This is a genomic window from Pseudomonas sp. P42 (assembly GCF_017973755.1).
Lineage (GTDB): Bacteria > Pseudomonadota > Gammaproteobacteria > Pseudomonadales > Pseudomonadaceae > Aquipseudomonas > Aquipseudomonas iridis.
Window position 1 is genome coordinate 532,279 of the sequence record NZ_JACOPU010000005.1, and the last position, 14,964, is coordinate 547,242.

General features: G+C 58.4%; 8 protein-coding genes and 1 pseudogene. 8 read left to right on the forward strand and 1 reads right to left on the reverse strand.

Features of this window, described 5'->3' with window-relative positions:
* Positions 1–83 precede the first annotated feature (83 nt).
* From cobG to H8B20_RS19095, 5 genes and pseudogenes are all read left to right on the forward strand, one after another.
* Positions 84–1,396 (forward strand): annotated as a pseudogene (cobG, locus tag H8B20_RS19075) (precorrin-3B synthase).
* Complete coding sequence (locus H8B20_RS19080) at positions 1,389–2,015, forward strand: precorrin-8X methylmutase (protein ID WP_210624189.1); 627 nt, start codon at positions 1,389–1,391, stop codon at positions 2,013–2,015. Before cobG ends, H8B20_RS19080 begins: the two are co-directional and overlap by 8 nt.
* A complete protein-coding gene (locus H8B20_RS19085; RefSeq protein WP_390896383.1) occupies positions 2,012–2,746 on the forward strand; it encodes a precorrin-2 C(20)-methyltransferase in 735 nt (244 codons plus the stop codon). Before H8B20_RS19080 ends, H8B20_RS19085 begins: the two co-directional genes overlap by 4 nt.
* Entirely contained in the window at positions 2,746–4,446 is a 1,701-nt protein-coding gene (cobJ, locus tag H8B20_RS19090; RefSeq protein ID WP_210624190.1) for a precorrin-3B C(17)-methyltransferase, read from the forward strand. Before H8B20_RS19085 ends, cobJ begins: the two co-directional genes overlap by 1 nt.
* 306 nt (positions 4,447–4,752) lie before the next feature.
* Positions 4,753–11,895 (forward strand): TcdA/TcdB pore-forming domain-containing protein, encoded by a 7,143-nt coding sequence (locus tag H8B20_RS19095; RefSeq protein WP_210624191.1) that lies wholly within the window; start codon positions 4,753–4,755, stop codon positions 11,893–11,895.
* 56 nt (positions 11,896–11,951) lie between these two features.
* On the opposite strand, the gene H8B20_RS19100 is transcribed toward H8B20_RS19095, so the two are convergent.
* Positions 11,952–12,545 carry a MarC family protein gene (locus H8B20_RS19100; RefSeq protein ID WP_042557462.1) on the reverse strand — a complete coding sequence of 198 codons (594 nt, stop codon included), beginning with the start codon at positions 12,543–12,545 and terminating at the stop codon, positions 11,952–11,954.
* A 230-nt stretch (positions 12,546–12,775) separates the two neighbouring features.
* Between H8B20_RS19100 and H8B20_RS19105 the strand changes: the two genes are divergently transcribed.
* From H8B20_RS19105 to H8B20_RS19115, 3 genes are read left to right on the forward strand one after another with little or no spacing between them, the layout of a single operon-like run.
* On the forward strand, positions 12,776–13,564 hold the full coding sequence (locus H8B20_RS19105; RefSeq protein ID WP_210624192.1) for a hypothetical protein: 789 nt from the start codon (positions 12,776–12,778) through the stop codon (positions 13,562–13,564).
* A 56-nt stretch (positions 13,565–13,620) separates the two neighbouring features.
* Positions 13,621–14,334, forward strand: coding sequence for a hypothetical protein (locus H8B20_RS19110; RefSeq protein ID WP_210624193.1), 714 nt, complete (start codon positions 13,621–13,623; stop codon positions 14,332–14,334).
* The gene (locus tag H8B20_RS19115; protein WP_210624194.1) at positions 14,319–14,960 is read left to right on the forward strand and encodes a hypothetical protein; all 642 of its coding nucleotides are present in this window, start codon (positions 14,319–14,321) and stop codon (positions 14,958–14,960) included. Before H8B20_RS19110 ends, H8B20_RS19115 begins: the two co-directional genes overlap by 16 nt.
* Positions 14,961–14,964: the final 4 nt, after the last annotated feature.

Sequence of the window (14,964 nt, forward strand, 5' to 3'; positions counted from 1 at the left end):
CGGACAAAGCAGGCATAATACCGCGCCTTCGCCCGCGAAGCGCCTTTCCCACGCAGCCGGTCAGCCCCTTGAACGAACGCCCGATGTCCACCGCCATACGCCCCTCGGCTTGCCCGGGGTTGCTGCGTATCGTCCAGGCACTGGACGGGGGCATCTGCCGGATCAAGCTCGATGGCGGCTCAATCAGCGCCGATCAGGCTGACGCGGTGGCCAATGCCGCCGAACAGTTCGCTGGCGGGGCGATTGAGGCGACCAATCGCGCCAACCTGCAAATCCGTGGCATCGGCCAGCAATCCGCTGCCCTGGTCGACAGTTTGCTGGCTGCCGGACTCGGGCCACGCACCGCCGCAGGCGATGACGTGCGCAATCTGATGCTCAGCCCAACCGCGGGGATCGACCGGCAGATGCGCTTCGACACCCGCGCACTCGCCGAGCAGATCCTCGTCACGCTGCAGAGCCATCCACGTTTCCACGAGTTAAGCGCCAAGTTCGCCGTGCAACTCGATGGCGGTGAAGCGCTGGCGATGCTCGAACATCCCCACGACCTGTGGTTGTCGGCGTTCGAGCGCGATGGCGAGACGTTGCTGGCGTTCGGTCTGGCCGGATGCCCGACCGATCAAGCGGTCGGGGCGGTGACGCTGGAAAATGGCCATGCGCTGGTGGTCGCGGTGCTGGAGCTGTTCCTCGAACTGGCGCGGCCCGAGCAAACGCGCATGCGCCATTTGCTCGATGAACTGCCGATGCTGGCGTTTCTTGAGCAGCTCAGAGCACGCCTGCCGATCAAAGCGATCAGCGGTTGGCAGCGTCTGCCGGTTGCGGACGATCTGCACATCGGCCCTCATCCGCAAAACACCAACAACCTTGTCTACGTCGCAGGCGTGCCGCCGCTGGGTCGCCTCGACCCGGCCATGCTGCGCGGTGTAGCTCAGATGGCCCGTCGTTTCGGCGACGGCAGCCTGCGTTTCACGCCGTGGCAAAGCCTGCTGCTGCCGAACGTGACGCAGACCGACGCAAGCAAGGTGATCGAAGGCCTCAAACAGCTGCACCTGCTGACCGATGCCGCTGAGCCACTGTCGAGAATGATCGCCTGCACCGGCGCCAACGGCTGTGGCAAAGGCCTGGCCGACACCAAAAGCGATGCCCGTTTGCTGGCGACGCTGCTGCCGCAAGCGCAAAGCGTGCACCTGTCCGGTTGCACGCGTTCGTGCGCCGCCGCGCACTGTGCCCCGGCGACCTTGCTGGCCGTCAGTGCCGGTCAATACGACCTCTATTTTCGCGATGCAGCACAGCCGGGTTTCGGCACGCTGCACGCACGCAACCTTACTATTGAAGCGGCCGCGGCACTCCTTATCGATGCTTGCCCGACGCCCGCTCCCGGAGCCCCCTTGATGCTTGATTACATCCGCGATGGTCAGGAGATCTATCGCAACTCCTTCGCGATCATTCGCAGCGAGGCCAATCTGGCGCGCATCCCCGCCGATCTGGAGAAACTCGCGGTGCGAGTCATTCACGCCTGCGGCATGGTCGAGGCCATCGACGGTCTGCAATTCTCTGAGGGGGCGGGCAAGGCCGGACGTGCTGCGCTGGCCGCGGGTGCGCCGATCCTCTGCGATGCGCGAATGGTCTCCGAAGGCGTGACCCGCGCGCGCCTGCCGGCCAACAATGAAGTGATCTGCACCCTGCGCGACGACAGCGTGCCGGGGTTGGCACTCGAACTGGGCAACACCCGCTCCGCCGCCGCGCTGGAACTGTGGCGCCCGTACCTGGAGGGCAGCGTCGTGGTGATCGGCAACGCGCCGACCGCGCTGTTTTATCTGCTGGAAATGCTTGATGCCGGTGCACCGAAACCGGCGCTGATTCTCGGCTTCCCGGTGGGCTTCGTCGGCGCGGCAGAATCGAAAGCGGCGCTGGCCGCCGACAGCCGTGGCGTGCCGTTTGTGATCATGCAAGGTCGACTCGGCGGTAGCGCCATGGCGGCTGCGGCGGTCAACGCCCTCGCGACGGAGATCGAATGATGCAGGCCAAAGGACGTTTGATTGGTCTGGGCGTCGGCCCCGGTGATCCGGAACTGATCACCGTCAAGGCCTTGCGCTTGCTGCGCGAATCGCCGGTGGTGGCGTACTTCGTCGCCAAGGGCAAGAAGGGCAACGCGTTCGGCATCATCGAGGCGCACCTGCAGGACGCGCAGAATCTGCTGCCGCTGGTGTACCCGGTGACCACCGAAGCGCTGCCGGCGCCGCTGTCGTATGAACAGGTGATCAGTGATTTCTACGATGAAGCCGCCGAGACGATTGCGGCGCATCTGGACGCCGGCCGTGACGTAGCGGTGATCTGTGAAGGCGATCCGTTCTTCTACGGCTCCTACATGTATTTGCATGATCGACTGGCCACCCGCTATGAGGCGCAAGTGGTGCCGGGCGTGTGCTCGATGCTTGGCGGCGCGTCGGTCCTGGGCGCGCCGTTGGTGTATCGCAATCAGAGTTTGTCGGTGCTCTCCGGCGTCTTGCCTCATGAAGAATTGAAGCGACGTCTGGCCGATGCCGACGCGGCAGTGATCATGAAGCTGGGACGCAATTTCCACAAAGTGCGGCAGGTGCTGGAAGAACTTGGCCTGGCCGAACGGGCGCTGTACGTCGAGCGTGCGACCATGGCTAATCAGAAGATCGTGCCGATCGACCAGGTCGAGCCGATGTCGTCGCCGTACTTCTCGCTGATCATCGTGCCCGGCGAACGGTGGCAAGGCTGATGACTTCATCCACTCCCGCGATTGTCATTCTTGGTCAGGGTGGCCTGGCCACTGCCCGGCGCATCCAGCAGGTGTATCCGGCGGCGCAGATCCACGGTCTCGCCGGCCGTGTCGAAGGCGCCGACTGCACGTATCAGGAATTCGGCGCGACCCTGCGCGAGTTGTACCAGCAGGCCACGCCGATCATTGCCCTGTGCGCAGCTGGCATTGTCATCCGCACACTGGCGCCGCTGTTGCTGGAGAAAGGCGCCGAGCCTGCGGTACTGGCCGTCGCCGAAGACGGCAGCGCCGTGGTGCCGCTGCTCGGTGGCCTTGGCGGGGTGAATGTCATGGCGCGGGAGATCGCTGCAGGGCTGCAAGTCGCGGCAGCGATCACCACCAGCGGCGAACTGCGCTTTGGCACCTGCCTGCTCAATCCTCCGAGCGGCTACGCGCTGGCGGATCTGGAGCTGGGTAAACGCTTCGTCTCCGATCTGCTGGCCGGGCATAGCGTGCGCATCGAAGGCGCGGCGCCGTGGCTGGATCAGGCGCAACTGCTGGAAGATCCACAGGCGCAGCGTTCGATTCATGTCGGCAGTGCCGAGCGTGCGGCGAGTGCCAATGAGTTGCTGATCTATCCGCGCAGTGTGGCGGTGGCGGTGAGCGCAGACGTGGCGGATTTGCCGAGTGTGATTCGTGCGGCGTTGCAGCAGGCGAACGTCGCGGTTCAGGCGTTGGCTTGTCTGGTGGCGGCTGATACCGAGATGGCTTCGGCGGACCTGCGCGAAGCCGCACTTGAACTGAATGTGCCATTGAGGTTTGTCACGGCGCAAAGCGACATCGGCGCACTGGCGCGCGTTGCGGTGCCAGAGGCCAAAATCATTGAGCAAAACGGCCTGGCCATCGTTGTCGCCGAGCAGCCACTGGACGTCGCGCACATCGGTCGTCCGCGCGGTCGTCTTGCTGTGATTGGCCTTGGCCCCGGCGCTGCCGAACTGATGGTGCCTGCGGTAAAAGCGGAACTGGCTCGCGCCACCGACGTGCTCGGCTATGAAACCTACGTGCGCATGGCCGGCCCGTTCCGCGACGATCAAGTGCAGCATTGCACCGACAACCGCGAAGAAATGCAGCGCGCCCGCCACGCCTTCAGACTGGCGGCCGAGGGCCGTTCGGTGATCGTGGTGTCGTCCGGCGATCCGGGCGTATTCGCCATGGCGGCGGCGGTGCTCGAAGCGTTGCACGAGTCCGATGATCCGGCGTGGCACCGTGTCGATCTGGAAATCCTCCCGGGCGTCTCAGCGTCCCTTGCCACCGCTGCCCAGGCAGGCGCGCCGCTGGGCCATGATTTCTGTGTGATGTCGCTGTCGGACAACCTCAAACCGTGGTCGATCATCGAGAAGCGTCTCGACCTGGCCGCGCAAGCGGATCTGGCGCTGGCGTTCTACAACCCGATCTCGCGCGCCCGTCCGTGGCAACTGGGGCGGGCCCTGGAAATCGTCGCGCAACATCGCACACCGCAAACCCCTGTGGTGCTGGGACGTGACATCGGGCGGCCGGGGCAGACCCTGCGCACCACGACTCTCGGCGCTTTGACACCGGACGAGGTGGACATGCGCACCATGGTGTTGATCGGTTCCTCCACTACTTGCACTTTTGCGCGGGCTGGAGGAGGGGAATGGGTTTATACGCCACGTTGGTATGGTGAAAAGCCGATTTCTTGAACAGTCGCCCGTTGATCACGGAGGTAAGTTGTAAGTAACTTCCAGTTGGCGTGACATTGGGTTAATACTTTCAATTTAAAAGTGCGATAACAAAAACAAGGCCGCGACCCCTTCGGGTTCGCGGCCTTATGCGTTTGCAGGTGAAAGTATTGCGGATGAACTTGTCGCTGGATCCTACCGTTATGCCGTTTGAATGTTGATCGATGTTGCACGCGACACTGATTGTTTTTTTTGATGTTTGAACTCGCCCGATTTAATCAATAGTTTTGTTTGATCTATTAACTATTGATTCAAGGATGAAGGCTGATGGGGACTTTGAATAGTTCTACAAGCAAGAGTGGGTTTGTTTCGGCGGAAGATTTTTTAATACTGCAACAGGCGTTGGTCGAGCTTGCCGGCTCTACGGAATATGCGGCGCTGATTGCGCTTCATGAAGTTGCCAGTCAAACCGTCGATGCCGCCGAAAAGCTGCTGGCGGTGAAGCTGTTTCAGGAGAAGCTTGAGTCATTACTGAGCCAAAGCAGGCCGTCCGCCCCCGTGGCGATCAATCGGATTCAGTCCGAATTGAGTCAATACATCGCGAGGCTTTCAGCGACGGCGGACCTGCTTGCTGGAGTGGGCAAACCCGTGCCGAAAATCATGCATTTTGTCTGGGTGGGCGGTGGTGAAGTCGGCGGTATCCAGCGTGACTATATGAACATCTGGCGCGAGGTGCTGAAGTCTCAGGAATACAAGTTCAATCTCTGGTACGACAGCGATGCAATGTTGGCGCATGAGATGAATCGGGTCATTCTCGAAAGTGCACGAGTTGATGCGATGGAGTCGGGAGGCGATAAAGCCACCCAATCCACCCAGTTGTCGCAGATGATCGAGGAACGGGCGCGGGTGTTGAAACAGCAGATGTTCGCGTACATCGAACAACCGCAGTGGCGCGGCAGGGCAGATGATGCGCGTATTGACCTGATGGTCCGCGCCTACGGCATGGATCGATCGACGCTCGAAGCCCTTCGCCAACGACGCCTGGAAACGCATTTGGCAGTGGTCGGTCCCGACCTGCAATTGCGAGATGTTCGCCAAGAGTTCGCCGGGCACTTTTTACAGGATGTCTATCAGCGCGAAATCGCCATGCGCGGTAACTTTGCGGCGGCGAGCGATGTCGTGCGTTTGCAGGCCGTGCATCTGGAAGGTGGCCGTTACAGTGACATGGATTACTTGCCACCGTTGGCCAGCAAGTTGGGTGGCGTGGATATCAGTGGTTTTGATGTCAACCAGCAACTTTGGGTTCTGAAACTTTTACTGGATCACAACGAAGCGTTGATGCCGGGTCGCGACGCAGTTCGCTACAAAGACATTACCGGAGAAATTCCTGTTCAGTATGCAGAGGCGTTAACCACATTCGCGCGCAGCAAGCCTGCCGCTCATGAAATCTTTGTTGCACCGCAAGATCGCTCGGCCCCGTTAGACGCTCTTCGCCTGGGCACGCTCCATGGCTTTTCGAAGAATGGACAAGTCAATGCTCACTTCATTGCTCATCCGGGCAGTGCCATGACCATGGCGTATTTGCAGATGATCCGGGTGAATTATGATTGTCTGCAGGAAGTAGAGCGCCGTTCCATTGAAGCCGGAATCGACACAGCGGATGAAGGTCGGTTGTTTGATGTTATTCAAGACGTGGTCAATGAAATGAAGGCGCGGGGCAAACTGCCTGAATCAGACGCGCTTTTTCGTGCGTATAAACTCATTGATGCCATTGGTAGCTACTACGCGGACGGCATTCGAATCGGCGCGAGAGGCACCGTCACTCTTACCGGTCCCGGTGCCGCAAGTTCGGGGCTGACCCAGTACATCGAGCAGCAACTGATGCCCGATCAGATTGATCAGATAAGCCATCACCTGCAGTTGCTCGAAGGCTATAACGATGTCACGGAAGAGGAAAGGATCTCCGGCTGGACCGTCAACGACGACCCCGAGCAATGGCTGGCTAAAGAGCAGGAAAAATGGCAAACCGGAAAACTGAAAGCGCGTTACGCCGGCCAATTGGCTGACCTGCTGAAGCAAAAGACCCTGACGTTCAAGCAAGGCTGGCCGGTGATCGAAGGCAAACCGGTGTTGCTGACTTCGGTATTACAACACTTGATGGATGAACTGGGCGGTTCCTTCATTCGCGTGATGAAGGACAAGTTGAGCGGTGACTTCACCTTCGACACAGCCTTCACCATTGATTTTGAAACGCGTCAGCAAATCATCGCGCAATCCGACACCCAGATTCCCGCATCCCATGGCGTCGAGCTCACCAGCAACCTGAATGAACTGTTTACCCACGTCGCCCACGGCTCGCTCCACCCTGAGCACTTGAGCCCGATGCTGCGGGTGATACTGGGTGGCATCTTCGGCGCCATGAGCCTGGGTGACGCGGGATTCGTCGACGCTTGGCAGCAAGTGTCGAATATCGCTCGGCAAACCTCGGAAGGCGGTGTGTTCGCTCGCTACAACGCCATCGAGAACGCCGTGCGCCAGCGCCAGTCTGCAGACAGCGAAAGCGCACCGGCGCCGCGCGGTCAGCCTGACACGCACACCACGCGGGAGCTCAAGGTGCTCGCCTTGACCGAGCCGCTGACGCTGAACAGATGGCATGAACGGATTGAGCAGATCAGCCGCACTGCGCAACGTGAATACCGCGGGCAAATCCTTCAGCGCGGCGCTCAGGTGCGTGAACTGTTTTTCAAGGCCGGGGCCATTTCCACCCGGCAAATGCCGCAGGATTTGCTGATGAACACCGCGGGCGATCCCGGCCGGCGTTGCTATCCGCTGGCCCTGCTGACGGCGTCGGCTCTGGCCCAGGGCGATGCGGCCGAGCGGGCACTGATCGGGCGTGTTGCCAACGCTGGCAAGACACCGGCTGACGCTGATTCCCGAGCGTTGCTGCTGGCGCTGGATGAGCTGCATCAGACGCCAGTCACCGATCACGGAACCGCGCACGGCCTGCTGGGGGTTGAGGCTGTCGTGCAGATGCTGCAAGCGAAAACGGCACCCGCCGTCATGCTGCTCGATACCGGTAATCACGCGTTGCTGGTGGCCAAAGTCATGCAGGGCGACACGCCGGTTTTTCGTTTTTACGACCCCAACTTCGCGATTTTCGGCTTCGCCGGGGCGCAACAGTTGACGCTGGGCATGGCGCTCTACTTGAGTGCCGGAAACGGCGCGATGGCCAGGCTTTACGGTCTGGGCGACATCGCCAAAGCACAATTCAATGTGACCGAACTGAGCACCACGAAGATTGCCGAGACAGTGCTTTCTTCGAATCTGCGGCTCGACAGCTTTTTGAAAAATCAGGCGATTACGGATGTTCAAGGTGTTTCGGTCTGGGAAAAGCAGGCGCTCGGGCGCACCCGCTCCTTGAGTGAAAACGCTCGAATGGGGTCCAGTCTGGCGCAGCTGGATGCTCGTTACTGGACGCAGGAATTTGCCCAGGCCACCGACCTTTTGCGTGCCGAGTACAAACTGGGACGTGAATATCTGCCGTTGCTGGACACCGTCGAAAAAACGCCGGAGGCGGGTTACTCGCTGACCATGGCTGACGTTCTTGACCCGCAGAACACACTCAAGGTTTCCACCACCGACGCGCGGTTCAGCAAGATCAGGCACCACCTTCAGCGACTGGTGAAAACCCTGGCCGGCGAGCCCACCCATATGGGGGAAGCCGACGGCGGGAGTCGCTTGAGTTTCGCCTTTGCGATTCAGACGCTGATCACCGAAATGCGCCAACGCGATTACCAGGACGGTGAAGGACAGATGCCGACATTGGCGATTGCCCTTCAGGTTCAGGTGTATGTGAACTACGCACAACTGGGTTTTGGCGTGGTCAGCGATGTGGTGCAGATCGCCCGGCTGGTGCAACAGGTGTCGGCTGCCGAACAAGCGCTGAAACAGACCTCGGTTTCGGGGCGCTTGGCCGGTCGCGCTGCCACTGGCGCCGGCTTCGTATTCTCCCTGGCGAATATCGGGTTCGATATTTACAACCTGTCGATTGCCGAAAACCATGAGCAGCGATCGAGGTTTTCCACGTCGCTGGCCTTCAACGTGGCGGCGCTGGGGCTGGATATCGTTGCGCTGGCGGCCGGTGGCGTCGTTGGCGGGGCAGCGGCTTTCCTGTCTGTGCCTTTGCTCGGTATTGGCATCGGCGTGACAGCCATCGCCAGCAATCTGGGGCAGATCCGGGACAAGGCCACGGCCGTCGGCAACCATCTGCGCGATATCCAGAATGCCTACACTCCCGGCGCCTATACCCTCGAACATGGGGTTTTGCAGTTCCCGGCCGAGGCGGTCATCACGAGCCTTGATCTGCAGGATAATCAGGTCCGGTTCAACAGCCAGAGTTTTTACCCGTGGGTGGGCAGCTGGTCGGAGTTACCACAGTCCACCTCTGCCCCAGAGCACATGCACCGGGCCATCAACATTCGGGAGGCATTCGAACTGCCCGAAGTCATGACGCTCGACAAGGGCCGAGCCGGCGATCGCCATACGGTCGTGCTGCCGTGTACGCCTGTCTGCTTTTACGGATACGAGTATCAACTGGGGGGCACGGGACACAAGTACGTGCCAAAGCCAGGAGAGGTGGTTGCGCCGCGTGCCTCGAGTGAGGCCCCCGGGCCGCATTGGTATTCATACCGTTCGCCTATTGCTGTGGCCCTTGAAGCGATTGTCGACAGCTTCAACGATGGCATCTATACCCGCTATCCCCAGTTACGCAACAGTGCGGCTTACAAGTTGGAGTATGACAAACAAGGTAACCAACGGTTTTACCTGTACAGCACTCCATCGCTGAAACACATCCTCTACAAACTGCTACCGGTCCATAAGCCGACAAACATAGACGTGCAGCTGGATGAACATGTCCGTCAGTTGGTCGTCCCGCAGTTGCCGAAGGAGTGGAAGCAGTGCATTTCCTACGAGATCTTCAGCCACTCACCAGGCACGCGTCAGCTCTGGCTGACGCCGGGCCTTGTTGCGGTTTCCCTGCGCAACTATGCGGCGACGCAGTGGATACTTCATGCACCATGGGCCAGCGAAAAAAGCGTTGGTTTTGACGGTGTGTCGCTCAACGTCGACGGGATTCGCATCGAAGGTCATGTGGATTTCATCGAGCTGGCGAACGGTGAATTGTTCCGTCTCGACTGGAAGGCCGTGCGGCTGATGCTGGTGTCCATCACGCTGGAGCATCCCACTGCCTTGGCCAATGCTTCTACATTGCAAGTTTCGATAGGCAGAGAAACCTCGCAGGCAGCGGTGCTGGCGCGGATTCGAATGCTGGCGGCAGAGCAACGCGTCGCCACCGCTTATGTGCCATTGAACAAGTTCAGGGTGCCGCTGAGTGCAGCAAACCAACCGGTGTTCGTCACCGCTTACTATGACGTGGCGAACGCCCGGTTGTTGTATGCGCGCAACCTGCCTGAGGCAATCAATGATGGCGTGACACTGGCGGCAGCCGATGCCAGGCACGCCTGGTTCTATCACCCCGAGCATGCGACGGTCTGGCGCGTCGACATGATCACCGGCACGGTCAACCAGCGCTACCGGTTGATGAATCCCGCCAGTGGCTCAAGGATTGTCGGTTGTGAACAGACTGTCGGTGGCATTCGGGTGCGACAAACGATGCTCGCGGTCGACAACGGCGTAGAGACCGGTTTTGAATATTTTCTGACTGAGTCCACGGTAACGCTTGAGTGCATCAACACTTCGGCTGCCTGGGGCGATTACACACCGCGCCGGCCGGCCAGTTACTGGCGCTCATTGGTTGATCGCTTCAAAACGCCGCGTGACTACGCCGACAGCACCTCCGGCATGGCAGCGGGGCTGGCCATTTGGCGGCCAGCTCAGTTTGTGCAGATACGCGGTCACGTCCAGCAAGAGGTTCGAGATGTTGGCTGGATTCGTCTGGCCGATGGTCTGCATTTCCAGTTAGACCGTGCCAGTGGCCTCGATCTGGATACGAAGATGCTGGTCTGGGATGCAGGTCTGGGTGATCTCCCGCTGTTCTACAGCAAAAGCGCCGGACTGCTGCAGCGGGGTGCCGGAACGGATGACTCGCAAGTTATCGCAACCGACGTCATCGATGTCAGCCAATTCGCTCAGCGTTTCATCGCCACCCGGGAAGACGGCCTGTTGTTCGAGGTCGACAAGCAAGGCGTGATGAAGTTTGTGGGCGTCGGGACGCACTGGTTGCACAAGCATACGGATTGGGTCGCCGCTTTACCGGCGCTTGCCGAAACGTGGAAAACTGCGCCGTTCTCGATCAATGGGCTGGAAAATGTCGGCGACACACATTCGCTGGCAATGTGGTGCATCGACGACAAGTTCTTGCTGGCCAAAATCGCTGGTACCACGGAGCTGGATCTGGTTGGACTGACCCCTGACAAACAGGCCGCGTGGTTGATGGATATTTGGGGACGGCTCTATCGCCAGCCTCTGACGAATATCGAGGCACTGCGTCGGGCGTTTGCCGGTGGCAGTCGCCTGTTACATCCGGAGCATTTGCCAGATGCGGAAATGGTTTGGTCGCAATGGTCCTTTACCCAAGTGCTGATGGACGGCCGTGGCCTGTTCGGGCAAACCCGCGAGGGCGTCAATCTGGAACTGATAGATCAGCAGCCTGCACGCATTATCAGTTTCGAAAACAAATGGTCGGATGGGGCCGGCCAACGTCCCGAACAGTTGCAGGAGCGCTTGCGAGCACTATTGAACAAGCAAAACCACGCGCCGTTCCTGCCAATCAAACGTCATTCGGGTCGCTACACGTACTACGTGCCGCAACTGGACCGGCTGTTCGATGTTACCGGTCGCGCCGACGGGCAATGGGCGGTGTTTCTGGGGAATCGCGATGAGTCGGTGCCGCTGCTGTTCGATCCGGTGGACGGCTTGATTTTCAGCCGTGGTGCGCAGAAGGACATCTGGCTGGCGGGCAGTTACGCACAGCGTGAAGGGGAGTTGCTGTCGCTTGAAGTGAGTGGCGAGGTCAGCGATCTCATGGCGCTGCTGCCGGACGGGATCAACACGTTGGTACTGGCTTTTGGTGCGCAGACGTCAAGCTACCGGATCCTGGATGACGCGTGGCAGCGCCTGGATTGCATTGTGGTTGATAGTCGCCGGCCATCCGCCCGGCAAGTCGCCGGCGAGGGTGCGCTGGTTCTGGACATGGCTGGCAATGAGCGCCTGCTGATGTCGCAGGTTGATGGGCAACTGGTGTTCACCGATCCGGACAACGCACACAGTCTGATCGTGCGACATGTCATACCCGAAGAGGGCAAACCGGGCATGTCGATGCAGATAAGCGTCAGAGTTGCAGACGAGCATTGCGCATTCCCGGTCGAACAATGGCTGAGCGCCATTTCACAAACCAAAAATGACCAAGGGGTTGCCACGCTCAAAGCAGTCGTTGAAAAGATCGCCTGACATATCACGGCAAACTGAACGCGAAGGGTCGTGAGCGAATCAGCTCACGACCCTTTTTACCCCAGGTAACCCTTGATCCCGGTAAAGATGATCTGCGCCGCCAGTGCGCACACAAACAATCCCATCAAACGACTGACAATCTGCAAACCCTGATCGCCGAGAATCCGCTCGATGCGGTTCGACAGGTACAGCACCACGCCGACGGTGAAGCTGGCCAGCGCAATGCTCACGATCGCCGTGAGTTTGTCGTCCCAGTGTGGCTGGCTGACGCCCATCACCAACAAGGCGCCGATAGTGCCGGGGCCAACGGTCAGCGGAATGGTCAACGGCACGATGGTCACATCCTGCTGCACATTGTCGGTTTGCACCACCGACTTGCCTTGCGCCATGCCCAGCGCCGAGATGAACAGCACGCTGCCGGCACCGATCCTGAACGCGTCCACGGTGATGCCGAACACGTCGAAGATCACTCGCCCGAACAAATACAGCAGGACGCTGGAAACCAGGGTAGCGATCGCCACTTTCCACGCCAGGCGCCGTTGCTCCTTGCGCGAATAACCACGGGTCAGACTGATAAAGCAGGACAACACGAAGAACGGGCTGTAGAGCACCAGCATCTTCAGGTAAACGCTGAATAACACGTGGAGCATGGTTTCGGCTCACGACAGGAGAGTGTGGGAATGGAGTCTATCAGTCGTTCAGGTTTTTGTCGGTAGCGACTTTTTAAAGTGTTTCGAGTTGCTGTTGTTTGTTGGTTAGTTGTCATTTTCTTGTTTGATGATTGTGTTACATGTTCAGGTTTGTATGTTTTTGATTGGCTGGTTATGGTTGCTCTCGCAAGTTCATCAGAACTTGTTTTGATAATGAAAAGGAATTCGTGATGAGTAACCAGGTAATGCAGAAAGCGTTTGTTGATAAGTGTTTGAGCGATATTCAGCAATATGATGTTAGTGACATGCCTGCTGTTCGTAGCCGCAGTTTTTCATCGGGCGATACTGTTGTGGTACCAGAAAAAGCCTCTATCGTTGGTGAAGGTATTTTGACCTTTACGGGTTATCTCAGTGAGGTAAATCGAACCGATGCACAAAATGCCTATCTTTTCGCAAGTCTGGTAGCGAACAAAAAGTATCCGCGGGAAGACCAGGGCCAGGATTGGTACTTGTTGTTCCGTGACGTGATGAACAAAGCGGGATGGTCTTCTACCAGCGTCTATTACAATAACCTTGAAGTCGGCGGTACCAGTGTCCGTATGGACAAACTGGTACTGGAAATTCTGGGTTCGGTTATCTCGGGTCTGGCATTGCCCGGTCCGACTAGCGCATTGATGCTGAAAGTGGCAACCGATGCAATTGCAGCACTGAGCAAACGTGAGACCGCCTTAACGCTGTATGAGCGAAACCTTCTGAATAACGGCGTGGGTGGTATCTCGACCGGAGCCTGCACCGAAGTGAATGGTGTGCCCTTGATGGCTGTCGGTGCAGTTCGTTTTCAGCGCCGGAATACGTCGGACAAAGTGATGTTCGTCGATGTGGATGTTCGCAACGTGAAAATGTATCGGGGCGAGACCGTATTTGAAAAAAATACGGATACCGCCAATGCGACTCGCGACTATATACGCACCAAGTTGGGCCTGAATGCACTTTCTAAAATCGAAGAGTTCGAGATTTAATCGGTGCTGGAAGGGCGGTCTGTGTTGGCTGCCCTTTTTATATTCAGGAGGGTGACATGGACGACGAATATTTGACGATGGTGGTGGGGAATTCCATTGTGCTTTTGCCTGAAGTTAATGGTGCGGCGGCTTATGATGATCTGATCAATTCGATCTTGCTTGCACAACTGGTGGCTAATAAAAAGGTTGAAAAAACGCCTGGGTTAATTTGGTATGACGCCTATATGGAAGTTCTCGATGCCTACTGGTTACGTCCAGAAAAGGCGCATCAGACGTGGGGGTTCAGACACAAAACAGAAGAACTCCTGCCAAATGTGTTTACCGCTATGTTGACTCACGGTGCATCAGGTGATGCCCATACAATCGCCGCGGTTCTCGCGCGAATTGCAAAGTTGTCGGACGAAGAGCCGGCGCTCCAACTGCTGCGAAGTCACATGCAAACATTAGTTGAGCCCGCGCCAGCCGAAGTGTCAGCTCCGCTGACGAGTGTGCGGTTGCTGGTGATAGACGCGAAATCTCCCGCCTCGATTACCAGTGCGTATGTCGAGTTCAAGACGCGAAAGGTATTGAGCCCCAATCCATTCCAGCCGTCGTATCAATCTTATGATTTGCACGGTTTGGTTCACGTGCATCACGCTTGTGAAACCCTTGTGGAACAGCTCTACGCTCCTGTGCGTGCGGCGATTGCTGTGAAAGTCAGGGACAGGCTTGCGGGCAATGTTGCGACGTTGACCCTGCCAACGGAGGTGAAGTCATGTCGGATTCCATGACACCGCAGGCCGCCGTGGTGGGCGCCAGTGTTGTCGCATTCGCCAGCGGTGTGCCGACGCCCCATCGAGATGACATCTACATGAGCACCGCTCATGCACAAATGGCGACACGCGCGGCAATTGAGGACGGGCTATCGACTGACTGGTTTGAGTACTACTGCAACGTACTCAGGTTTATCGGTTGGGATGTGCCGCAACCACAGACCCTGACGCCATCACGCAACAGCCTGATGGCCGGCCAGGCGACGCAACGGATCTCAACCATCATGGGCGAGGAATTTTCCGAGCCAATGCGTCGTGCGCTGATGGCAATTGAGCGTAATACCCTGGCGCTCAAACGGTTCGAGTCCACGAGCATTCGTGGCGATGCCGGTTACTTTCAGATAATTCCCTGCGTCATGAGCGGCCCGAACAAGGTTGAGATGGGCATTTATCATCGTCAGTTCAGGATCAGGCGACAGGTCTCAGGATTTCTGTTTGGCGAAGACGAGACACTGATCCACAACAGCGTCGAACAGATCGCCGCCATCACGTTCAACACCCTTCATTACGCCCAATTTCGGGATAGGGTCAAAAAGTCGGTGCTGACCGGCTCGCTCAACTACCTGAGCAGTCTGGAGATCTGAGCGA

Bases quoted from the DNA above. Each gene is read 5' to 3' on its own strand.
- H8B20_RS19080 (WP_210624189.1), top strand. From the start codon at position 1,389: ATGCTTGATTACATCCGCGATGGTCAGGAGATCTATCGCAACTCCTTC.
- H8B20_RS19085 (WP_390896383.1), top strand. From the start codon at position 2,012: ATGATGCAGGCCAAAGGACGTTTGATTGGTCTGGGCGTCGGCCCCGGT.
- cobJ (WP_210624190.1), top strand. From the start codon at position 2,746: ATGACTTCATCCACTCCCGCGATTGTCATTCTTGGTCAGGGTGGCCTG.
- H8B20_RS19095 (WP_210624191.1), top strand. From the start codon at position 4,753: ATGGGGACTTTGAATAGTTCTACAAGCAAGAGTGGGTTTGTTTCGGCG.
- H8B20_RS19100 (WP_042557462.1), bottom strand. From the start codon at position 12,545: ATGCTCCACGTGTTATTCAGCGTTTACCTGAAGATGCTGGTGCTCTAC.
- H8B20_RS19105 (WP_210624192.1), top strand. From the start codon at position 12,776: ATGAGTAACCAGGTAATGCAGAAAGCGTTTGTTGATAAGTGTTTGAGC.
- H8B20_RS19110 (WP_210624193.1), top strand. From the start codon at position 13,621: ATGGACGACGAATATTTGACGATGGTGGTGGGGAATTCCATTGTGCTT.
- H8B20_RS19115 (WP_210624194.1), top strand. From the start codon at position 14,319: ATGTCGGATTCCATGACACCGCAGGCCGCCGTGGTGGGCGCCAGTGTT.